Here is a 21,748-nt window from a genome sequence, read left to right as displayed (position 1 = left end):
GGAGCCGTCGGTGTACCCGCCCCCGTGGATCCACACCATGACCGGCAGCCCCGCCGCGTCCCCCTCCCCCTGCCGAGGGGGGGGGGGGGGGGGGGGGGGGGGGGGGGGGGGGGCGCGCCCCCCCCCCCCCCCCCGCGCCCCGATCGTCGGTATCGGACCCCGATTAGCCGATCGCATCGAGGCTCGTGAGGGTGCCGGAGACGGCGTCGGCGAGCTCGCGCCCCTTCAGGGCGAAGTGCCGGCTGAAGTAGTCGCTGTGCTCCTGGTGCCCGTGGAAGTGGTGCGGCGTCAGCACCGCTGAGAACACCGGGACGTCCGTGTCGAGCTGAACCCGCATGAGCGCGTCCACGACCGTGCCGGCGACGAAGTCGTGCCGGTAGATCCCGCCGTCCACGACCAGTGCGCTGGTGGCGACGGCGGCGTACCGGCCGCTGCGGGCGAGACGCGTCACGTGCAGGGGGATCTCGAAGGCGCCGGGGACGCGGAACACGTCGACGTCGTCGAGGCCGAGCTCGCCGAGACGGGCGATGAACGCCGTCACGGCCTCGTCGACGATCTCGGCGTGCCACTGCGCGGCGACGATGGCGATCTTGGACATGAGGGAACCTCTTTCCGTCCTCTCTCATCCGGACTGTGACCGTCGGCCCCGGATTCGCACCGGGTCGGCGGTCCCCGCCATGGGGACCGTTCGCGGGCTCGCGCGGGCAACGCCGCGACACCGCCGGTGGGGATTTCCACCCCGCCCTGAGGACGGCTACGACGCTACCATCGGCGGCCGTGCGATCCTGTCGGCGGCGCCATGGCCCAGTGCTCAGCACCAGCCGGTGGGACTCAATACCAGCCGGTGTTCTCGGAGTGCTGCCACGCACCGCACGGGGAGCCGTAGCGGTCGGCGATGTAACCGAGCCCCCAGTCCACCTGTGTGCGCCCGTTGGTCCGCCAGTCCGGGCCCGCGCTCGCCATCTTCTCGCCGGGCAGCGCCTGCGGGATGCCGTAGGCGCCGCTGGACGGGTTCATGGCATCGGCGCGCCAGCCGGACTCGCGGTTCCACAGCAGCACCAGGCACTCGAACTGGTCCCCGCCCCACCCCCATCCGGCGAGGGCGCCGCGCGCGTAGTCCTGGGCGCCCTGGGGATCGACGATCACCTCGGGCGGTGCCGGTGCCGGTTCGGGCGCGGGCTCCGGGGCGGGCGCGGGAGCCGGTTCGGGCTCCGGTGCCGGGGCAGGGGCAGGCGCCGGTGCGGGATCGGCTCCGGGCGCCGGGGCTGGAGCGGCAGGAGGCGTCGCCGGCGGCTCGTTCTCGAGCTGCTGGCCGATCCAGTACCGTCGCTCCGTCTCCGCGGTGGTGTCCTTCAGCGCGGCCAGCTGGGCGTAGAGCGTGTCGACGTGTCCCCGGAGTGCGGAGACCGTCGTGGCCTCGGCGTCCGCCGCCTCTGCGGCCTTCTGCGCCGCCCTCTCCGCGTCGGCGGCGAGAGCGGTGCGGGCGCGTTCGGCCTCGGCTGCCTGATCGCGCAGCGACGAAGCCAGGGCGGCATCGGCCTGCGAGCGACGGGCGAGCGTCGCCCAGGTCTCGTCGAGACGGTCGAGGACGCCGAGGCGGGTGAGGAGCTCATCGGGATCGGCCGCGGTGAACAGCCGCACGGCGGTCGGCGCGGCGGACTCGGCGCGATAGCGACCGGCGGCCAGGGCTCCGGATGCGCTGCGGGTCTCGTCGAGGGCTCGGGCGGCGTCCTCGCTCTGCGCCGCGAGCAGCTCGGCGCGCTGGGCCGCGGCGTCGGCCTCGGCGCGTGCGGTCTTCGCGGCGGTGGCCGCGTCGAGGGCGGTCCGCGAGGTGGTGGCGGCCTGCGACTGTGCAGCGCTCAGCGCCGTCTCGATCCGCGTGATCTGCGCCTGGGTCGCCTGCTCGTCGCCGCGGGCGCTCTGCACGTCCTCCCACGTCGGATAGTCCTCGGCGTGCCCGGCCACGGGGGCGGCGACGAGGAGCCCGGCCGCGAGCACGAGCGCGCTCGCCAGGCGCGCTCCGACGGCGCGCGCGTGACGCCCGCGGGCGGTCGATCGTGCAGTGCTCACCCGCTCGACGCTAATCCTCCCGTGCGCGGATCGCCACCCGGGCCGCTCGCCGTCCGCCGGAGACAGAGAGGAGGGAGGACCGGACGGACTGGTCCTCCCTCCTCGCCGACGGTGTCTCAGCCGCTCTTGCGTCGGAACTCGCGCTTCATCTGCGGGGCCACGGTCGCGTGGACGGCGGAGTCGCCGTCGAGGTGCGCCTCGCCGTTGCGGTGCCGCGCGTTCTTCTTCTCGAGCGCCTCCTTGAACTTGCGCTTCATCTCCTCGGAGGGGACGGCATTGTCTTCGGTACTCATGCGCGCCAGCCTACTGTTCGCCCCGCCGCGGAGGGGAGGGCCGTCGGGCGCGCCGCGCTCTCGTGACGGCGACGTCGATCAGGAGGCCGATCCCGACCGCCAGCGCCACGGACACCACGATCGCCACCAGTGGTCCGCCCGGGACGACCGCGGCGATCGCTGCTCCGATCGCCGCCTGGTAGGCCGCCCACCCTGTCGCCGCGAGGATCACCAGTCCCAGGTACCGCGGCGGGTGGATCCGGGACGCGCCGGCGACGAGGTTGACCGCCAACCGCGCGAAGGGGACGAACCGGGCGGTGAACAGCACCGTGGCGGTCCCTCGATCCAGGCGGCCGCGCGCCCACTCCAGTGCCGCCCGGACCCGGCGCGTGCGCATCCACCGCCACCGCTCGACCCCGACGCCGCGTCCGATGAGATAGCAGGCCACGTCGCCGACGGCGGCGGCCGCCGCCGCGCAGAGGACGACCGCCCACAGCGCGGGCGAGCCGTGCGACACCGCGAGCGCGCCGAGCGCCGTCACCGCGATCTCGCCGGGCACGACGACGAAGAAGGCGTCGCCCACGACCAGCAGCGCCATGAGCGCCAGTCCCCACGGACCGGTGAGCACGGCGTCCAATCCCTCGGGGAGCACGGATCCACTGTCGCCGCGCCGGGTGAACGGAAACCAACGGGCGGATAGCCGGTGTCCGGCGCGCATGCATCCGGTGAACACTGGGCGATCCGGCCGGTTTCGCGCGTCCGGGGCGCATCCGCCCCGCCATCCTGAGACCGTGAGAGTAGCGATCGTCACCGAATCCTTCCTCCCGCACATGAACGGCGTGACCGGCTCCGTGCTGCAGATCCTCCGGCATCTGGAGCGCACGGGCCACGAGGCCCACGTGATCGCCCCCGCGGCGCGCGAGATGCCGCGACGGTCCGGACACGCCACGGTCGAGGCGATTCCCAGCATGGCGCTTCCCGGCTATCGCTCCGTCCGCGTCGGGGCGTCCACCACCCTGCGGGTGACCCGCGCGCTGGAGCGGTTCGCTCCCGACGTCGTCCACCTCGCGTCGCCGTTCGCGCTGGGATGGCGCGGCGTGCTGGCGGCGGAGCGGCTCGGCGTGCCCGTCGTCGCCGCCTACCAGACCGATGTCGCGGCGTACACGGCGCGCTACGGGGTGGCTCTCACCACCGCGCTCGCCGAGGCGCACATCGCGCGCCTGCACCGCCGGGCGACCCTCACCCTCGCCCCGTCGTCCGAGTCGGCGGATCAGCTCGCGCGGCTGGGCGTGGACCGTGTGCGCCGATGGGGGCGGGGCGTCGACGCCGAGCGCTTCCATCCGTCCCGACGGCGTCCGGCCGCGCACGGGGAGATCCTGCTCGGCTACGTCGGTCGCCTCGCCCCGGAGAAGCAGGTCGAGGACCTGCGGGTGCTCTCGGGGATGCCCGGAGTCCGGCTGGTGATCGTGGGGGACGGGCCGTCCCGGCCGAGGCTGCAGGCGCTGCTCCCCGACGCCGCGTTCCTCGGGCACCTGTCGGGCACGGTTCTGGCGGAGACGATGGCCTCCTTCGACGTCTTCGTCCACCCCGGGGAGAGCGAGACGTTCGGGCAGACGCTGCAGGAGGCGCAGGCGAGCGGGGTGCCGGTGGTCGCCACGGGGCGGGGCGGGCCGCGGGACCTCGTGCGCCCCGGCGTCGACGGCTGGCTCTATCGGCCGGGGGATCTCGACGACCTCCGCGGCAGGGTCTCGGATCTGGTCGCCGACGCGGGGCGGCGACGGGTCTTCGGCGACGCCGGCCGGGCCGCGGTCGAAGGACGCTCGTGGACCGCCGTGTGCGATGAGCTGCTGGCGCACTTCGAGGAGGCGGGCGTCCTGCGCGCGGCGGACGCCTCGGCGCGGGCCCCGCGCGAGCGGCGACCGGAGCTTCCGTCGCGTCGCGGCGCGGCGGCTCCGGCATGGCGGCGCTACGTCGCCCTCGGCGACTCGCTGACCGAAGGGCTGTGCGATCCCGCCCCGGACGGCTCCCTGAGAGGCTGGGCGGACCGCATGGCGCTGCTGCTCGCCGCGCGCGGCGGTCTCCACTACGCCAACCTCGCGATCCGCTCCAAGCGGGTGGAGGATGTGTGCGACGTCCAGCTGCCGCGTGCGCGGGCGCTGAAGCCGGACCTCGTGTCGATCCTCGTCGGCGCCAACGACCTCGTGAAGCAGCGGGTCGACGTCCCGCGTCTGGCGCGCCGGCTGGAGGAGGCCGTCTCGCAGCTGCGGGCGGACGGCGCCGACGTGGTGCTGGTCACGCCGTTCCTCCCGCGACGCGCGGAGTCGGCGATCTACGCGCGCCGGTTCGCGGCGTTCGCGAGCGCCCTGGCCGGGGTCGCAGAGCGCACCGGGGCGATCCTCATCGACACCGATCTCGTCCCGCAGCTCGGCGAGCGCGCGAACTGGGGGGAGGACCTGGTCCACCTGTCCTCGCGGGGGCATCGCTTCCTCGCCTATCGGGTCGGCGACGCTCTCGGGGTGCCGCACGCGGACGCGCTCGGGGCCCTGGACGAGGTCCTGCACGAGCACGAGCGGCTGACCAGGGGCCAGTGGTGGCGCAGGCACGCGCTGCCGTGGGTGTGGCGCCGCCTGCGCGGGAAGGCCGCGGGGGACGGACGCCGGGCGAAGCACGACCACTACGTGTGGCTCGGGCGCTCCGCGCAGATGCGCGAAGGGGCCGAGGTCTAGCGGGACGCCGCGGGGCGGGCCGTTCCCGCGGGCTGCGCGCGTTCGGCGAGCAGGACGGTACGGCGCGCTCCGGTGACCATCGCGGCGTCGAGGAAGGTGCCGTCCGGCAGCGCGAGCGCGCCCTCGCCGGCATCCGCCGCCTCCGCGACCCTGGCGAGCACCGCCCGGGCACGCGCGGCCTCCTCCGCATCCGGGACGAAGGCGTCCCGGATGGTGTCGAGCTGAACGGGGTGGATCGCCGCGCGACCCAGGAAGCCCAGGGCCCGGCCCTCGGCGCAGGAGGCGGCGAGGCCCCGCAGATCCCGGGTGTGGGCGTACACCGACATCGCCGGAGAGGGCAGACCCGCGGCGCGCGCGGCCACCACGATGCGGCTGCGCGCCCAGAGCAGGGCCCTGTCGTCGGCAACGCCGAGGTCGCCGCGCAGGTCCGCCTCGCCCAGGCCGATCGATGCGACGGCGGGGTCCGCCGCAGCGATCTCGTACGCCCGCTCCACACCGAGGGCGCTCTCCACGAGCAGATGCAGGCGGCGCTCGGGCAGCGCGGCCGCGAGCCGTTGGACCTGGGCGGCGGACTCCAGCTTGGGGACCCGGACCTCGACGCCTGGCGGGAGCGCGCGCACCGCGTCAAGGTCGGCATCGTGCCACGGGGATCCCTCTGCGGTGATCCGCACCTGGACCGGCCGGGCGGGCAGCTCAGCGCACAGCACCCCGAGCGTGCGCCGCGCCGCCGCCTTGCGCGACGGCGCCACCGCGTCCTCGAGATCCACGATCACGACATCGGCTCCGGACGCCCACGCCTTGCGGACCCGGTCCTCGTGATCCCCGCCGGCGTAGAGCAGCGTGAGCACGGGCGGGGCATCCTCGGTGGTCATATCGCCCCCTCCTCGCGCAGCGCCGCGATCCGTTCCGGCGAGAACCCCCGCTCCGCGAGCACCGTGTCGGTATCGGCGCCGTGCGCCCTGCCGGTGTGCGCGATGACCGCGTCGTACCCGGACAATCGGAACAGCGGGCCCTGCATCCGCAGGGGGCCGAGCTCCGGATCGACGATCGGGTGGATCGTGCCGAGGGCCTGGAACTGCGGATCGTCGACGATGTCCGAGGCGTCGTAGATCGGTGCGACGGCGGCCTGCGCCTGCGCGAACCGTTCCACGACGTCATCGCGGTCGTGCGCGGCGATCCACGTGCCCACGGCCTCGTCCAGCTCGTCGGCGTGGGCGGCGCGCTCGACCCCGGTGGCGAACCAGGGCTGCGCGATGAGGTCGGGCCGACCCACGAGCTCCATCACCCGTTCGGCGATGGACTGGGCCGAGGTGGACACGGCGACCCACAGCCCGTCGCGCGTGCGGTAGGTGTTGCGCGGCGCGTTGTTGCTGGTGCGGTTGCCGGTGCGCGGCTGTACGTCGCCGCGCTGGTCCCACCGGGTGATCTGCGGCCCGAGCATGGCAAGGATCGGCTCGATGATCGCGAGGTCGACCACCTCGCCCCGGCCGGTGCGGTCGCGCGTGGACAGGGCGACCATGATCGCGAAGGCGGTGGCGAGCGAGGCCACTCCGTCGGCGAGACCGAACGGGGGCAGCGTGGGCGGTCCGTCGGGCTCCCCGGTCATGGCCGCGAACCCGCTCATCGCCTCGGCGAGGGTGCCGAAGCCGGGCCGGGACCGGTAGGGGCCGATCTGTCCGAAGCCGCTGACGCGCGCGAGGATGAGTCGCTCGTTCGCCGAGGCCAGCGTGTCGTAGTCGAGACCCCACCGCTCCAGGGTGCCGGGGCGGAAGTTCTCGATGACGACGTCCGCCTCCGCGGCCAGAGCGAGCATCACCTCCCGGCCGCCCGGCGTGGACAGGTCGGCCGTGACGGTGCGCTTGTTGCGTCCCAGCGTCTTCCACCAGAGGTTGACGCCGTCCTTGGCCACGCCGTGCGTGCGTGCGGGATCCGGGCGACGCGGGTGCTCCACCTTGACGACCTCGGCACCCAGGTCGCCGAGGTGCATCGCGGCCATCGGCCCGGCGAACAGCGTGGCCGCGTCGATCACGCGGAGACCGGCGAGAGGTCCCCGCGACGGGTCTGTCGTGACGCTCATCGCTCCTCCTCGTGCGGTGCCACGTTCTCGTCGAGGTCCCAGGCGCACCGGAACCCGATCGCGGTGCTGCGGCCCAGCCCGAGTCCCGGTCGCAGGAGCTTCACCGCATAGTCGGCGCTCTGTCGTCCCTGCTCCACGTACCAGTCCGAGCCCGTCGCGCCCCGATCGCTCCCGCCCTTGAGCATGACGAAGCGGGTGCGCCCGTCGCTGTGCTCGCTCTCGGTCCAGTTCCAGACGGCCGGCTCGCTGCGGCGGAACCCGGGGTCGTCGGCGGCCAGCTGCCATTCGTCTTCGGTCGGCAGGCGACCACCTCGCCAGGCGCAGTAGGCACGGGCGTCCTCCAGGTCCACGAGAACGGCAGGAGCGTCGGGATCGCCCTCGTCGCCCGCGAACCGCGTCGGCACGAGAGGCCGGTAGCCGGACTCCTCGACGAACCTCCGGAACTCCCCGGCGGTGACCTCGGTGGCGGCCACACGCACGCGACCGGCGAGCAGGCCCTCGCGCTGCAGCGTGCGGGCGTCGTGCAGCCGAGGCGGCAGCGGCTTCCACTCGTCGACGTACGGCGCGCCCTGGTACATGCCGGTCTCCCGTGCCCGGTACCGGACGGTGAGGGCATACGGGCCTTCGGGCAGATCGACGCCGGGGCCCGGGTCCGGGGCGTCATCGTCCCGGGGAAGAGCGGGTGGGGCGATCCGCCGCGCGGGCCGGTGCGGGAAACGGGCGTCGTCGTCTCGGTCGTGGTCCGCCTCGGCGATCGCCCGCGCCAGTCCTGGCCACCAGTCCGGGGACTCGTCGTCTGCCTCGGCCACCGCCGCGATGCCGCGGCCGGGGACGGTGACGACCGGCGAGGACGCGCCGGAGAGCAGAGGTCCGGTCCATTCGTGGTCGCCGCGGTTGACCACGGTCCACAGACGGACCCCGCCCCGCTCCCAGAGCGACGCGTACACACCCGCCTCCTCGGCCGCGTCCGCCAGCGGCGCCAGCGGCGTCCAGTCGCCCTCGATCAGCAGCTCCCGCGCCGCGCGCTGGATCCGCACCATCCGGCGCACGGTCGCACTGTCGCGCGCGGACCAGCCCACCCACACGCCGAAGACGACCTCCCACACCATCACCCCGACGCCGTTGAGCCACGCGGACTGCAGCTCCTCGGAGTGGTCGCGGTGCCAGCGCCGGATGTGATGCTGCATGTGGCGTCGCTCGTACCAGTGCGCGCGCAGCACGCCGGGCACGTCCGAGTCCGCGAAGAACTGCGCCCAGGACGCGGCATGGTCCTCGATGCGTGCCACGGCGAGCTTGGACTCGCCCTCCAGCACGATCCCGGGGCGGGCCTCGTCAAGCCGGGCCACGAGCTCCGGATCCGCCTTCTTCAGTGTGTCCAGGAAGACTCCGTCGGCGCCGAGGTCGGCCACGAGCGCGGCGAGCTCGGTCGCGTCGTCCCGGCCCCGGCGGGTGCCGGTGTCCCAGGGGTTGTAGTCGACGAAGACGCGGAGCCCGGCACGATGGAGGTCCTCCACCAGGTCGGTGAGGCCGGGGACGTCGCGGTAGAAGTCCCACTGGTTGCGCTGGTCGATCCCGATCACGGGGTAGGCATGCCAGAGGACGACCGCGTCGAGGCCGCCGAAGCGCTCCCGGGCGTCCTCGACGAGGCGCTCGGGCGTGAACCGCTGCGCCGTGAAGTCGAACAGCAGCTCGTCCCAGAGCCAGACCTGCGCGACCGTGGAGCATCCGGCCGCCCAGCGCGCGTCGGGGTGGGCGTAGCGTTCGCCGCGGTAGGCGTGTCGACGGCGCGAGTCCTCGCGCCACTCGTGGAGCCTCCGTCGCCAGGCGGGCCGCTCGGCGGGGTCCGCCGGGGCGGCGAAGATCTTGGCCTCGTCCATCGCGAGCGAGGCCTCCTCGTCGAGCGGACGGGTGACGTCCACGGGCGAGGGGCGGTCGATGTCGCGGGGGACGAGAGGGTCGAAGGCGTACGTCATGAGCGGTCCCCTCCCGTCTGGCCCGAGGGCGAGGCGATCAGGGCGAGCGTGCGGTCGACGAGGTCGTCGATGCGCTGCTCGCCGCCGGGCAGCGAGGTCGCGATCCGTCCGTCCAGGGGCGAGGACCAGCGCGGGTCGATGCCGGAGGCGCCGCGGACCGCCCCGACGACGGCGCCCACGGTGGCTCCGGCGGAGTCGGTGTCCCAGCCCGCGGTGACGGCGATGGCGATGCTGGTGCCGAGGTCGCCGCAGCCGGCCTCCAGAGCGTAGGCGATGACGGCGGCGTTGTTCAGCACGTGCACCCAGTGGAGGTGTCCGTACTCGGCGTGCAGCGCGTCGAGGGCCGCCCGGACCGCCGGCTCCGAGGCGTCCCCGTCGGCTCCCAGGGCGCGGCCGCGGCGGACGGCGGCGGCGAGGGCGCTGGCCGGGGGGAGGACGCGATCGGCGGCGTCGAGCACGGTCCGGACGTCGTCCGCGACGAGGGCCGCCGCACCGAGAGCCGCGGCCCACCGTGCGCCGTAGAGTCCGTTGCGGGTGTGGCTGAGCCGGGCGTCGATCCCGGCGAGGCGTGCGGCCTCGCGCACATCCCCCGGGTGAGCCCAGCCGTAGACGTCGGCGCGGATGAGGGCGCCGATCCACTCCCGGAAGGGGTTGCGGGTGGTGGCGGTGGCGGTCACCGGCACGGCGTCCAGGAGATTCCGGTACGCCGCGCGCTCCGCCGTGAACACCCGCCCGGCGGGCAGCGCGTCCAGCCAGGACCGGGCGACGTCCTCGGTCTCCAGCGCGGCGCCGTGCGCCTCCAGCATCCCGAGCGCGAGCAGCGCGTAGTTGAGGTCGTCGTCCTCCGGCATGCCGTGGATGTTCTCCTCCAGCGACGTGGGCGCGCTGCGGCGGTTCCACGGCCAGCGGGCGGCGACATCGTCCGGCAGGCCGACGGCGGTGAACCACCGGTCCAGCGGCCAGCGCCCGGTCGTGCGGAGGATCTCCTCGATCCCCTCGCGCGGGATCTTCTCCACCGGCTTGCCGAGAAGGCATCCCGCGGCCCGTCCGGTCCAGGCGCCGGCCACCCGGTCCCGCAGGACGTCGGCCTCCGGGACCGACGGGAGGGCGAGCGGGTCCGGCAGGAGGGCGGCGATGCCGCCGTCGTCCTGGGGCTCGGCGGGATCGATCGGAACGGGCCGCGCGTCGAGCTCTGCGAGGAGCGTCCGCGCGAGTCCGCGCAGTTCATCCGAGGCGGGGACGGGCCCCGCTCCGCTCACGGCCGGGGCGGGGTCGCCGCCCGCAGCGACCCATCGGTCGCGGATGTCGGCGACCTCGCGGCCTTCGCGGGCGGACTGCACCAGCTCGTGAGGGAGGAGGTCCTCCGGCTGCGCCCAGGTGAGCCTCACGCCTGCCCCCATTCCTCGAGGGCGCGAGCGCGACGATCGGCGCGGGCGCGGTCGTCGGCGAGGATGTCGCGCGCGGCGGAGGCCATGAGGACCCCGGTCGCGCGGATGTCCATGCGGCTGGCCTCCTCGATCGGGTCCAGCCATTCGTCGGGCACGACCGCGGTCCCGCCGAGACCCGCGCAGATCGCCCCGGCCATGACGGCGATCGAGTCGGCGTCCCGTCCGTAGTTGACGGCGCCGAGCACGGCGCCGCGGAAGTCGCCGCGGTGCGCGAGCACGAAGGCCAGCGCCGCGGGCAGCTCCTCGATCGAGCGCGTGCGGGAGGGGCGACGCGCGTCCATCGCCATCTGCCGGTAGGCGTCGCCGACCGAGTCGAAGGGGGCCACCGCGTCCCGCACGCGGGCGCCCAGCGCTCGTTCCGCGGCGGCGTCCTGCGGACGGTGATCGCCGGAGCCGAACACGTCGACGACCGCGCGGAGCGCCGCCGCGGTGCCGTCGTGCGCGAGCGAGAGCCCGGCGCCGACGACGTCGTCCAGTACGGCGCCGGGGGCGATCGCGGCGGCGACCATGGCGGCGAACACGCCCGCGGCCTCCCTGCCGTAGCTGGACTGGTGGGCCCCGGCGACGTCGATCGCCTCGGCATAGGCGGCGGCGGGGTCCCCGGCGTTGGCGAGGCCGACCGGCGCGATGTACATCGCTGCGCCGCAGTTGACGATGTTGCCCACGCCCGCTTCGCGCGGATCCACGTGACCGTAGTGGAGGCGGGCGACGATCCACTTCTCGGCGAGGAACACGCGCTGCAGCAGCAGGGCGGTCGACTCCAGCTCGGGGATCCACCGCGGCTCGCCGATCATGAGCGGCACGAGGTCCTCGGCCACGGCGTACGCGTCGAGATGCGCGCGGCGCTTGGCGTAGACCTCCACCAGCGCCCTGGTCATCAGGGTGTCGTCGGTGACGTGCCCGTCGCCCTTGTGATACGGCGCGATCGGTCGGGCATCGCGCCAGTTCTCGAACCACGGTCCGACGATGCCGGTCACTCGTCCTCCGTGGCGTTCCTCGATCTGCTCGGGTGTCCACCCCTCCACGGCGCCGCCGAGGGCGTCGCCCACCGCGGCACCCGTGATGACGGCGACCGATCGGTCCTCGAGCCAGTCCATCAGTTCTCCCTGCTGCTCTCATCGGCGCGGATGGCGCCGTCGACCCGTCCGGGTCTGGTCGGCCGGGCCGGGCGGCCCGGCCGACCTCGGTTCACTTCGTGATCTGATCCCAGCCGTCGGTCAGGTCCTTCTCCAGCTGTGCCGCGTCGATCTCCTGCGCGAGGAACTTCTGGTAGGCGGGCGTGGCGACCGTGTCCTTCCACTGCGCATAGGCGTCGGCGAACAGGTAGGGCGCCGAGGCCATGTGCTGGCCCGATGCGAGGATGCGATCCCAGCCGGACTCCGCCCCCAGCTCGTCCGCCATCGCCTGCTGCGCCGACGTCGTCGCCGGGATCAGCGCATCGGCCTTGTTCAGCGCGGCGAGGTTGTCCGCGGCGGTGAAGTACTCGATGAACTCCGCGGCCTCCTGCACGTGCTCGGAGTCGATGTTCACCGACAGCGTCTGCGGGTTCGCCGCCTGGTCCGGACCCTCGGGGCCCTCCAGCGGGGGCAGCACCACCCAGTCGAAGCCCTCCGGCGCGTCCTTGGCGATGTTGGCCGCCTGGAAGGAGCCCTGGACGGTCATCGCGACCTGCCCGGCGTAGAACGACGCGAGCACCTCCGAGCCGGACTGGGTGAGACTGACGGGGAGGATCGAGTTGTCCTGGTGGGCCATCTCGTCCACGAGAACCGGCAGAGCCATCTCGCCCTCACCGACCACGATGGACGCGTCCGCACCGGAGCCCTCGAAGTACTCCCCGCCGAACTGCGGGGCCATGGCCATGAACGCCGCGGTGGGGCTCTTCAGCCCCCATCCGAGCCCGTACGCCCCGTCCTTGGTCGTCGCCCGGGCGATCTCGCGCAGCTCGTCCCAGGTCATGGTGTCGCCGGAGGGGATCTGGACCCCGGCCGCATCCAGGAGCGTCTTGTTCGCGAAGACCATGTACGACTGCAGCTCCGTCGGGTACGCGACGACGGCGTCGTCCACGGTCACCGCGTCGAGCACACCCTCGGGGATGTCCTTGCGCCGCTCGTCGGACATGTGCTCGCCGAGATCGGCGAGGTAGCCGTCGCGGGCGAAGGGCACGATGCCCGCCGCCTCATAGTGGATGATGTCCGGCGCGGCACCGCCGTTGAACTGGGTGATGAGCTTGTCGTAGATCCCGTCCCAGCCGGCCTGGACGATCTCGACCTGGACCTCGGGATTGTCCGTGTTCCAGGAGTCGACGATCTCCTCGGTGGCGGCGATGGCTGCGGGTTGATCCGACAGGGACTGGAACGTCAGCGTGACCGGTCCGTCGGAGTCGGGCTCGGCCGACGAGCAGCCCGCCAGGGCCAGAGCGCTGATCGCGAGGCATGCGGCGATGGATGCACCACGGGTGTTCATGAGCGTTTCCTTTCGGGGTTACGTGGGGTACGGCGTTCTCGTCAGCCCTTGACCGCGCCGGCCATCAGGCCGCCGACGAGCTTGCGCTGCATGATCGAGAAGAAGACGATGCTGGGGATCGCGGCCAGGACCGCGCCGGCGGCGAGCGGACCGAGCGCGACCTTGCCCTCGCCTCCGATGAACATCTGCAGGGTGATCGGCAGCGTGTAGTTCTCCGGAGACTGGAGCAGCACCAGGGCGAAGAAGAACTCGTTCCAGGAGGACACGAACGAGAACATGGCGGTGGCGACCACTCCGGGCGCGAGCAGCGGGAACACGATGCGTCGCAGCACATCCAGCCGGCCGGCGCCGTCCATCGATCCCGCCTCCTCCAGCTCCAGCGGGATGGCCGCGACGTAGCCCTGCAGCATCCACAGCGCGAACGGCAGCGTGTACGTCGTGTGCACGAGGGTCAGGCCCACCAGGCTGTCGGTCAGCCCGATCGAGCGGAGGATCAGGAACAGCGGGAGGATGATGAGGATCACCGGGAAGACCTGGCTCACCAGGATCCATGCCACGCCGGTGACCCGGATGCGGCCCTTGATGCGCGCCAGCACGTAGGACGCGGGGAGGGCGATGAGCACGACCAGGGCGGTCGAGGCGAGGGCGACCACGGCGCTGTTGCCGGCTGAGCGGATGAGCCCCTGCTTGGACAGCGCCTGGCCGTAGTTGTCGAACGCCCAGTCCCGGGGGATGAGGCTCACGGTCAGCGAGTTCAGCTCGCCGGACGACTTCAGCGATGCGGAGATGAGCCACAGCAACGGGAAGCCGAGGAAGACGATGTACAGCACCAGTGCCGCGTACTGACCGGTGCGGGCGAGGATCCTCACGATCAGCTCTCCTTCTCGGCGCGGAACTGCGAGCGCAGGAACAGGGCCAGGAGGGCCACCACCACGACCACGAGGACGACGCCCATCGCGGCGGCGTAGCCGATGTTGCGGTTCTTGAAGGCCTCCAGGTAGGTGAAGAGCATCGGCAGCATGGTCCTCCCGCCGGGTCCGCCCTCGGTCAGGACGTAGACGAGCGAGAACGAGTTGAAGTTCCAGATGAAGTTCAGCGACGTGATCGAGACGATGATGGGACGCAGGCTCGGCAGCGTCACGGTGGCGAATCGCCGCCATGACCCCGCGCCGTCCACCGACGCCGCTTCGTAGAGCTCGGACGGGACCTGCTGGAGGCCGGCGAGCAGGGTCACGGTGGTCTGCGGCATCCCGACCCAGACTCCGACGATCACGACGGCCGGGAGAGCGAGCGAGAAGCTGCCCAGCCAGTTCGTGTCATCGGGGAGCCCCAGCGCCCCGAGGAACGCATTGAGGGGCCCGGCGTTGGGGGAGTAGATCATCCGCCACATGATCGCGACGACGACCGGGGGCATCGCCCACGGGATCAGAGCGAGGACCCGCGTCAGACCCTGGAAGCGCAGGTTCGAGTTCAGCAGCAGCGCCAGCCCCATGGCGGCGACCAGTTGCAGCAGCGTGACCGACACCGCCCACACCATGCCGATGCGGAACGACTCCCAGAAGAAGCCGTTGCCCGCCAGGCGGAGGAAGTTGTCGATTCCCACGAACGTGTACTCCGGACGACGGACCAGCCGCGCGTCGGTGAACGCCAGGGCGATCCCGACCACGAGCGGCGCGACGCTCAGGACGAGGATCGGCAGCAGCGACGGCATCACGAGTGCGATGGCCTCGCGGCGGCGGGCCCGTTCCATGCCGGTGATCCGGCGGGGGGACCGACGAGCCCTGACGGGCGGATCGGTCGTCGCGGTCGGGGTCATCGGGCCTCCTCGCTCGATGCGGGCTCGGGCGCGCCGGTGGACTCGCGGGCACGCAGTTCGGGGGCGACGCGGATCTGGGCGGCCGCCCGGGCGGCCGGGCGCTCCGGGTCCACGAGCTCGCGCACCAGCTCCGCGGCGGCGAGGCCGCGCTGGGTCGTCCCGAGCGAGACGCTCGTGATGCTGGGCTGGAAGACACGGCCGAACTCGGTGTCGTCGAGCCCGGTCACGGCGAGGTCCTCGGGGACCGAGAGCCCCAGCCTCCGGGCGGCCCGGATCGCTCCGATCGCCAGCAGGTCGTTCGCCGCGACGACGGCGTCGGGGAGCGATCCGGCGTCCCGGCTCCGCTCCAGCAGTGCGCTCGTCGCCGCGAGGCCGGCGGCGACGGTGAAGTCCTCGGCGACCACGACCTCGCCCCGCTCGGCGCCGAAGCCCTCGACGGTGGCTGTGTCGAATCCGCGCTGGCGGGCCTCGCCGGGCGTGGTGTCCAGGGGGCCGTTCACGAAGGCGATCCGTCGGCGTCCGATCCCCACGAGATGGCGGACGGCCATGCCGATCGCCTCGGCGGAGTCGGTCGACACGGAGTCGATGCCCGCGTCCGCGAGCGAGCGTCCGATCACGACGATCGGCACCGGGGCGTCGCGGATCTCCTGGACGAGGGCGTCGTCGGTGCGCAGCGGCGCGATGATCATCGCATCGACGATGCCCGTGCTGAGACTGCGGATGAGGTCGGCGCTGCTGCGCGCGGTCGGTCCTGTCCCCATCACGACGACGCGGTAGCCGTGCGGCTCCAGCGCCGAGTGGATCGCCGAGAGCATCTCGACGTACACCGGGTTGCCGATGTCGGCCACCGCGAAGGCGATCTGCTGGGTGCGCTTCATCCGCAGCGATCGGCCGCTCGCGTCGGGGCGGTACCCGAGCTCGTCCGCGGCCGCGCGCACGCGCTCGACCATCACGTCGCTGGCGCCGCCGCCGTGCAGCGCGCGGGAGGCCGACCCCAAGGAGACCCCGGCGCGCTCGGCCACCTCCACGAGCGTGACCCGTGTGGGCTTCTCGGTCATGCCGGTTCCTCCGTCTGCGCTGATCGGCCGATGTCCGGAAACGTTTCCAAACTTGGTCGGATGGATCTTGGAAACGTTTCCAAAAAGGACCATAGCAGGAAGGCGGTGACGGCGCCAGATCGTTCCGTCCGGCAGCCTGTGGGCCGGAGCGGGCTGCTGCTAGGCTGGACGAGGATTCCTCTGCGGAATCCACAACTGAACAGGGCTCTCTCGCCATGAGGGAGCCTTCACGGAGCGGGTCGGCAGGAAGCTGGTCCCCTGTGGTGGACTCCCCGACGGGTGATCGTAGGGTGGCCCTCCACTGGTGGCCAGCGCAGGCGGATGACGCGGGTCCTTCCCGTGCGCCCATATCTGCCCGTCTCCGCTCCTTCGAGATGCTCGCACTCCACACGGGAGGGCGAGTCTAAACAAAGAAGGAGAGACCTCTTGGAAGGTCCTGAAATCACCGCTACGGAGGCCGTGCTCGACAACGGCCGCTTCGGCACCCGCACGATCCGTTTCGAGACGGGTCGCCTCGCCCAGCAGGCGCAGGGCGCGGTCGCCGCCTATCTGGACGAGGAGACGATGCTCCTGTCCGCCACGAGCGCGGGCAAGCACCCGCGTGAGGGCTTCGACTTCTTCCCGCTCACCGTCGACGTCGAGGAGCGCTCCTACGCGGCGGGCAAGATCCCCGGTTCGTTCTTCCGTCGCGAGGGCCGTCCCTCGACCGAGGCGATCCTGGTGTGCCGCCTGATCGACCGTCCGCTGCGCCCGTCGTTCGTCGACGGCCTGCGCAACGAGGTCCAGATCGTCATCACCGTCCTCTCGATCGCTCCGGGCGAGTTCTACGACGCGCTCGCGATCAACGCCGCCTCGGCGTCCACGCAGATCTCCGGTCTGCCGTTCTCCGGTCCGATCGCGGGTGTGCGCCTGGCGCTCATCCCGGGTCACGGCGACACCGCCGACCAGTGGATCGCGTTCCCGACCGCCGCGCAGCTCGAGGAGGCCGTGTTCGACCTCGTCGTCGCCGGCCGCGTCGTGACCAAGGCCGACGGCTCGAAGGACGTCGCGATCATGATGGTCGAGGCCGAGGCGACCGAGGGCAGCTGGAACCTCATCAAGGGCGGCGCGACCAAGCCCAGCGAGTCCGTCGTCGCCGAGGGACTCGAGGCGGCCAAGCCGTTCCTCATGCAGCTCGTCGAGGCGCAGGCGAAGCTCGCCGAGACTGCCTCGAAGGAGCCGGGCGTCTACCCGGTCTTCCTTCCGTACGAGCAGGCGACCTACGACTTCGTGTCCGAGCGTGCCCTCGCCGAGCTGAACGACGTCTATCAGATCGCCGACAAGCAGGAGCGCCAGAACGCCGACGACGCGATCAAGGACCGCGTCAAGGGCGAGCTGACCGCCGCTGTCGAGGCCGGGGATCTCCCCGAGTCCGCGCTGGGCGAGTTCTCGGCGGCGTACAAGTCCGTCACCAAGAAGATCGTCCGGGGGCGCATCCTCACCGAGGGCGTCCGCATCGACGGCCGCGGCCTGGCGGACATCCGTCCGCTCGACGCCGAGGTGCAGGTGATCCCTCGCGTGCACGGATCCGCGATCTTCCAGCGCGGCGAGACCCAGATCCTGGGCGTCACCACGCTGAACATGCTCAAGATGGAGCAGCAGATCGACTCGCTCTCGCCCACGACGAGCAAGCGGTACATGCACCACTACAACTTCCCGCCCTACTCGACCGGTGAGACCGGCCGCGTCGGGTCGCCGAAGCGTCGCGAGATCGGGCACGGCTTCCTCGCCGAGCGCGCCCTCGTGCCGGTGCTGCCCAGCCGCGAGGAGTTCCCGTACGCCATCCGCCAGGTCTCCGAGGCGCTCGGGTCGAACGGGTCGACCTCGATGGGCTCGGTCTGCGCGTCCACCCTGTCGCTGCTGAACGCCGGTGTGCCGCTGCGCGCGCCGGTCGCCGGCATCGCGATGGGCCTGGTCTCCGACGAGGTCGACGGGGAGACCCGCTACGCGGCCCTCACCGACATCCTCGGTGCCGAGGACGCCCTGGGCGACATGGACTTCAAGGTCGCGGGCACGAGCGAGTTCGTCACGGCGATCCAGCTCGACACGAAGCTCGACGGCATCCCCTCGGAGGTGCTCGCCGGCGCGCTGACCCAGGCCAAGGAGGCGCGCCTCACGATCCTCAACGTTCTGAACGCCGCGATCGACGCTCCCGACGAGATGGCGCCGACGGCGCCGCGCGTGATCAGCGTGCAGATCCCGGTCGACAAGATCGGCGAGCTGATCGGCCCGAAGGGCAAGACGATCAACGCGATCCAGGACGAGACCGGCGCGCAGATCTCCATCGAGGAGGACGGCACCGTCTACATCGGCGCGACCGACGGCCCCTCGGCCGAGGCGGCCCGTGCCCAGGTGAACGCGATCGCCAACCCCACCAACCCTGAGGTCGGCGAGCAGTTCCTCGGCACGGTCGTCAAGATCGCGACCTTCGGCGCGTTCATCTCGCTGCTGCCGGGCAAGGACGGCCTGCTGCACGTCACGGAGGTGCGCAAGCTCGCCGGCGGCAAGCGCGTCGAGAACGTCGAGGACGTGCTGGGCGTCGGGCAGAAGATCCTCGTGCGCATCACGAAGATCGACGACCGCGGGAAGCTGTCGCTCGAGCCGGTGCTCGACGACGCCCCCGCCGAGGGCGAGGCCGCCGCGGAGGCGCCGTCCGAGGACTGAGTCGTCAGAAAGGCCCGTGTTGTCCCCCGAACGGGGGACAACACGGGTCTTTCGTCGTTGTTGTGACCGAAACGTTATGGGAAGTTCGCCTGCCGTTGGCCGCAATGAACGGGAGTGTCCGATGCCTCCCCTACGCTCGGAAGTGCGCACCGGGGGGTGCGCGACAAGCGCAGCATCGCATTCGGGGGTGAACGCATGCGTCTCTTCAGTGTCGGCACCGGCAGCGCCACCGAGCGCCCGGCCGCGGAGGAGAGCGCAGCGATGGTCCACCCGTCGGCCCCGATCCCCGTGATCGGCCCCGGGATCGGCGAGGCCGTGCGTGTACCGCTGGGGGAAGGCGGACTGCAGGTCTTCCCGCTCATGCTGGGCGGAGCGGAGTTCGGGTGGAACACCGACACCGCGAGCAGCGAGGCCATCCTGGATCGGTACGCCGAGATCGGCGGCAACGCGGTGCACACGGCGGACAGCTTCGCCGCGGGGCGCAGCGAGCACATCATCGGACGCTGGCTGCGCACGCGGGGGCGCCGGGACCGAACGGTCCTCGCCGTGCGCGTCGGGGCGCACCCGGACAACCCTGGTCTCGGCTCGGTCAACCTCGTGCGCGCCGTCGAGGCATCGCTGACACGGCTCGGCGTCGAGCGCATCGACGTGCTGTACCTCGACGCGAGCCAGGACGACGGCAGCCCGCTGGAGGACACCCTCGCGACGGCGGAATGGCTCGTCGACGCGGGCAAGGTCGGCACGCTGGGCGCGTTCGGATTCTCCGCAGAGAGACTCGTCGAGGCGCGGATCCTCTCGTCCGCGGGCTATCCGCGCATCGAGGCGATCGACGAGCCGTACAACATGCTGCGACGAACCGTCTTCGAAGGCGACCTCCGGCTGGTCGCCGGTGCGCAGGGCCTCGCCGTCACCCCGTCGCATGCCCTGGAGCACGGGTTCCTGTCCGGGCGGCATCGGTCGAAGGCGGACGCGCGCCATGGCGTGCGAGGCATGCAACTGCGCAGCAACATCAACCGCCGGGGAATCAAGGTGCTGCGCGCCCTGGATCTCACGGCGGAGGAACTGCAGGTGCCCGTCGCAGCGGTGTCGATCGCGTGGCTGCTGGCCCAGCGGACCGTCGTGGCCCCGATCGTCAACGCCTTCTCGATCCAGCACGTCGACGAGATCGTGCAGGGCGTGGGCGTGGCGCTGAGCCGTGCCCAGCTGGCGGAGCTGGCGCGCGCCGCCAGCTGAGGGCGGAAGAGCGTCTCATCCCGAAACCCTCCGGAGCCGCCGAGGCCGGGTGACGTAGGCTGGAAGGGCTCCGACAGAACCGTCGGCGACGAAGCGAGCGGTTGTGACGCATTACATCTATCTGGTCAGACACGGTGAACATCAGGACGCCGAGCACGGCGTCGACGACGGACCCCTTTCGCCCCGCGGGCGGAGGCAGGCCGAGCTGATCGCAGACCGGCTCTCGGGGCTTCCGCTGGACGCGGTCTGGCATTCGCCGCTGCTGCGGGCGGCCGAGACCGCGCGGGCGATCGCCGAGCGCCTCCCCGCCGTGACCGCGCAGCCCTCCGCGCTGCTCTTCGACTGCGTGCCCACGGGGATGACCGAGGACACCCCGGCCGCGTTCGAGCCGTTCTTCGGGTCGGTCACGGAGGCGGAGATCGAAGCCGGGCGCGCACAGATGGGCGACGCGGTGAGCGAGTTCCTCGTGCGCAAGCAGGGAGACGTCCACGAGGTCCTCATCACCCACAACTTCGTCATCTCCTGGCTCGTCCGTGAGGTGCTCGAAGCCCCGGAGTGGCGCTGGATGACGCTGAACCAGGCGCACTGCGGCCTCACGGTCATCTCGCAGAAGCAGGGGCGACCGTGGAGCCTGGTCGCCCACAACGACCTCAGCCACCTGCCGTTCGAACTGCGCACCGGAATGCCCGATCCGCTTCCGGTCTGAGCCGGACGGCGCCGGTCGCCGGGGGCGACCGTGCTCAGCGCCGGGCGAGGACGAACCCCTGGGCGTGGCGTTCTTCGCCGTGTGCGGCGCGGTGGGCGGTGACGATCACCGTGAAGCCCCGCTGCGCGAGCATGCGTGCGATCTCCGTCGGCTCGTGCAGCACGCCGTGCAGCGTGAGCGGATGACCGTAGGCGCGTCCGTCGACGACCCGCTCGCCGGCGCCCGCCTGGAATCCGAGCAGCAGCGCGCCACCCGGCCGGAGCACGCGGCCGAACTCGTCCAGGATCGCCCCCACCTCGTCGCGGGTGCTGTGGATGATCGCATACCAGCACAGCACGCCTCGAGCCGTCCGCGGAGCGAGAGGAAGGGCGGCGAGGTCCGCCACCTCCACGCGGAGGCCGGGGTGCGAGGCGCGGGCGTGGGCGACCATCTCGGGGGAGAGGTCGAGGCCGCGCAGGGGAGCGATCCCCTGCGCCGAGAGGTGCGTGAGCATCCGCCCGGTGCCGCATCCGGCATCGAGCACCGGGGCGTCGTCGTCGGGCAGCGCATCGACGAACTCCGTGAGCATCGCGTGCTCCAGCGGGCGCTCGTATCGGAGGTCGGGCAGGAGCGACGCGTACTCCTCGGCCACCGTGTCGTAGAAGGCGCGCGTGGCCGCGTGTCGCTCAGTGCTCATCGCCGACGAGGTCCTTGCGATACCACCGCGTCGCGTTCGGATTGTCGTTGTACGCCGGGATCTCGACGAAGCCGGTGCGCAGATAGAGGTGGCCTGCCGAGGCGAGCGTGTGGTGCGTGTCGAGGACCAGCGCGGTCGCTCCCCACGCGCGTGCCCGCCGTTCCAGCTCCTCGAGCAAGTGCCTTCCCCATCCGCGGCCGCGGGTCTCCGAACGAAGGAAGACGTGCTTGACCTCGTAGACGCGCCCTTCCAGGTGCTCCAGCAGGCGGATGCCGCCGCAGCCGACCACGACGCCGTCGTGCTCCGCGAGCAGCAGCACGCCGGCGGGCTCGGTGAAGGCGGACGGCGAGGGCGCGGCGGGGGAGTAGGTGCCGCCGGGGAACTCCGCGGCGCGCATCGCGAAGTACGCCGACAGGATCTCCTGGGCGTCGGGGTCCTCGGGGGAAGCAGGACGGAACACGAGCATGCCTAGACGGTACGCCGCGCGGCGGGGGCCTCCGGCGTGCCGCGCTGAATAGAATCGAGAC

General features: G+C 72.3%; 19 protein-coding genes and 1 riboswitch. Of the genes, 4 read left to right on the top strand and 15 right to left on the bottom strand.

Features of this window, described 5'->3' with window-relative positions:
* Positions 1 to 163 precede the first annotated feature (163 nt).
* The 4 genes from V6R91_RS24665 to V6R91_RS24650 form a co-directional block, all read right to left on the bottom strand.
* Positions 164 to 598 carry a 6,7-dimethyl-8-ribityllumazine synthase gene (locus tag V6R91_RS24665; RefSeq protein WP_336397452.1) on the bottom strand — a complete coding sequence of 145 codons (435 nt, stop codon included), beginning with the start codon at positions 596 to 598 and terminating at the stop codon, positions 164 to 166.
* Positions 599 to 610: 12 nt separating this feature from the next.
* Positions 611 to 756: riboswitch (FMN riboswitch) on the bottom strand.
* A gap of 75 nt (positions 757 to 831) precedes the next feature.
* Entirely contained in the window at positions 832 to 2,070 is a 1,239-nt protein-coding gene (locus tag V6R91_RS24660) for a hypothetical protein (protein WP_336397451.1), read from the bottom strand.
* 116 nt (positions 2,071 to 2,186) lie between these two features.
* Positions 2,187 to 2,363 (bottom strand): DUF5302 domain-containing protein, encoded by a 177-nt coding sequence (locus V6R91_RS24655; protein ID WP_336397450.1) that lies wholly within the window; start codon positions 2,361 to 2,363, stop codon positions 2,187 to 2,189.
* A 10-nt stretch (positions 2,364 to 2,373) separates the two neighbouring features.
* Complete coding sequence (locus tag V6R91_RS24650; protein WP_271062520.1) at positions 2,374 to 2,994, bottom strand: DedA family protein; 621 nt, start codon at positions 2,992 to 2,994, stop codon at positions 2,374 to 2,376.
* 139 nt (positions 2,995 to 3,133) lie between these two features.
* On the opposite strand from V6R91_RS24650, the gene V6R91_RS24645 reads away from it, so the two are divergent.
* Positions 3,134 to 5,068: a GDSL-type esterase/lipase family protein gene (locus V6R91_RS24645; protein ID WP_336397449.1), complete on the top strand. Its 1,935-nt coding sequence runs from the start codon at positions 3,134 to 3,136 to the stop codon at positions 5,066 to 5,068.
* On the opposite strand, the gene V6R91_RS24640 is transcribed toward V6R91_RS24645, so the two are convergent.
* The 9 genes from V6R91_RS24640 to V6R91_RS24600 form a co-directional block, all read right to left on the bottom strand.
* Positions 5,065 to 5,940 carry an HpcH/HpaI aldolase/citrate lyase family protein gene (locus tag V6R91_RS24640; RefSeq protein WP_271062519.1) on the bottom strand — a complete coding sequence of 292 codons (876 nt, stop codon included), beginning with the start codon at positions 5,938 to 5,940 and terminating at the stop codon, positions 5,065 to 5,067. The two genes, V6R91_RS24645 and V6R91_RS24640, sit on opposite strands and share 4 nt — an antisense overlap.
* Positions 5,937 to 7,145 carry a CaiB/BaiF CoA transferase family protein gene (locus V6R91_RS24635; RefSeq protein ID WP_336397448.1) on the bottom strand — a complete coding sequence of 403 codons (1,209 nt, stop codon included), beginning with the start codon at positions 7,143 to 7,145 and terminating at the stop codon, positions 5,937 to 5,939. Before V6R91_RS24635 ends, V6R91_RS24640 begins: the two co-directional genes overlap by 4 nt.
* The gene (locus tag V6R91_RS24630; protein WP_336397447.1) at positions 7,142 to 9,118 is read right to left on the bottom strand and encodes an SUMF1/EgtB/PvdO family nonheme iron enzyme; all 1,977 of its coding nucleotides are present in this window, start codon (positions 9,116 to 9,118) and stop codon (positions 7,142 to 7,144) included. Before V6R91_RS24630 ends, V6R91_RS24635 begins: the two co-directional genes overlap by 4 nt.
* Complete coding sequence (locus tag V6R91_RS24625; RefSeq protein ID WP_336397446.1) at positions 9,115 to 10,506, bottom strand: ADP-ribosylglycohydrolase family protein; 1,392 nt, start codon at positions 10,504 to 10,506, stop codon at positions 9,115 to 9,117. Before V6R91_RS24625 ends, V6R91_RS24630 begins: the two co-directional genes overlap by 4 nt.
* Positions 10,503 to 11,663 (bottom strand): ADP-ribosylglycohydrolase family protein, encoded by a 1,161-nt coding sequence (locus V6R91_RS24620; RefSeq protein WP_336397445.1) that lies wholly within the window; start codon positions 11,661 to 11,663, stop codon positions 10,503 to 10,505. Before V6R91_RS24620 ends, V6R91_RS24625 begins: the two co-directional genes overlap by 4 nt.
* Positions 11,664 to 11,754: 91 nt before the next feature.
* On the bottom strand, positions 11,755 to 13,029 hold the full coding sequence (locus V6R91_RS24615; protein ID WP_271062554.1) for an ABC transporter substrate-binding protein: 1,275 nt from the start codon (positions 13,027 to 13,029) through the stop codon (positions 11,755 to 11,757).
* A 41-nt stretch (positions 13,030 to 13,070) separates the two neighbouring features.
* Positions 13,071 to 13,898 carry a carbohydrate ABC transporter permease gene (locus V6R91_RS24610; protein WP_336397444.1) on the bottom strand — a complete coding sequence of 276 codons (828 nt, stop codon included), beginning with the start codon at positions 13,896 to 13,898 and terminating at the stop codon, positions 13,071 to 13,073.
* A gap of 2 nt (positions 13,899 to 13,900) precedes the next feature.
* Positions 13,901 to 14,845 carry a carbohydrate ABC transporter permease gene (locus V6R91_RS24605; RefSeq protein ID WP_336397443.1) on the bottom strand — a complete coding sequence of 315 codons (945 nt, stop codon included), beginning with the start codon at positions 14,843 to 14,845 and terminating at the stop codon, positions 13,901 to 13,903.
* On the bottom strand, positions 14,842 to 15,903 hold the full coding sequence (locus V6R91_RS24600) for a LacI family DNA-binding transcriptional regulator (RefSeq protein ID WP_271062552.1): 1,062 nt from the start codon (positions 15,901 to 15,903) through the stop codon (positions 14,842 to 14,844). The genes V6R91_RS24605 and V6R91_RS24600 overlap by 4 nt, the downstream gene beginning before the upstream one ends.
* Before the next feature lie 426 nt (positions 15,904 to 16,329).
* Here V6R91_RS24600 and V6R91_RS24595 point away from each other — a divergent pair, with 426 nt between their 5' ends.
* The 3 genes from V6R91_RS24595 (at position 16,330) to V6R91_RS24585 (ending at position 20,545) form a co-directional block, all read left to right on the top strand.
* Positions 16,330 to 18,606 carry a polyribonucleotide nucleotidyltransferase gene (locus tag V6R91_RS24595; RefSeq protein ID WP_271062551.1) on the top strand — a complete coding sequence of 759 codons (2,277 nt, stop codon included), beginning with the start codon at positions 16,330 to 16,332 and terminating at the stop codon, positions 18,604 to 18,606.
* Positions 18,607 to 18,801: 195 nt separating this feature from the next.
* The gene (locus V6R91_RS24590; protein WP_067243656.1) at positions 18,802 to 19,839 is read left to right on the top strand and encodes an aldo/keto reductase; all 1,038 of its coding nucleotides are present in this window, start codon (positions 18,802 to 18,804) and stop codon (positions 19,837 to 19,839) included.
* Positions 19,840 to 19,942: 103 nt separating this feature from the next.
* Positions 19,943 to 20,545: a histidine phosphatase family protein gene (locus V6R91_RS24585; protein ID WP_067243616.1), complete on the top strand. Its 603-nt coding sequence runs from the start codon at positions 19,943 to 19,945 to the stop codon at positions 20,543 to 20,545.
* A 34-nt stretch (positions 20,546 to 20,579) separates the two neighbouring features.
* Here the strand turns inward: V6R91_RS24585 and V6R91_RS24580 are convergent, their stop codons facing one another.
* Both V6R91_RS24580 and V6R91_RS24575 read right to left on the bottom strand, forming a co-directional pair.
* Positions 20,580 to 21,221, bottom strand: a complete 642-nt coding sequence (locus V6R91_RS24580; protein WP_336397442.1) for a class I SAM-dependent DNA methyltransferase — start codon at positions 21,219 to 21,221, stop codon at positions 20,580 to 20,582.
* Positions 21,211 to 21,687, bottom strand: coding sequence for a GNAT family N-acetyltransferase (locus V6R91_RS24575; protein WP_271061690.1), 477 nt, complete (start codon positions 21,685 to 21,687; stop codon positions 21,211 to 21,213). The genes V6R91_RS24580 and V6R91_RS24575 overlap by 11 nt, the downstream gene beginning before the upstream one ends.
* Between the last annotated feature and the right edge of the window lie 61 nt (positions 21,688 to 21,748).

Source organism: Microbacterium sp. CCNWLW41 (assembly GCF_037083505.1).
This window is presented reverse-complemented; position numbering and strand designations above follow the sequence as displayed.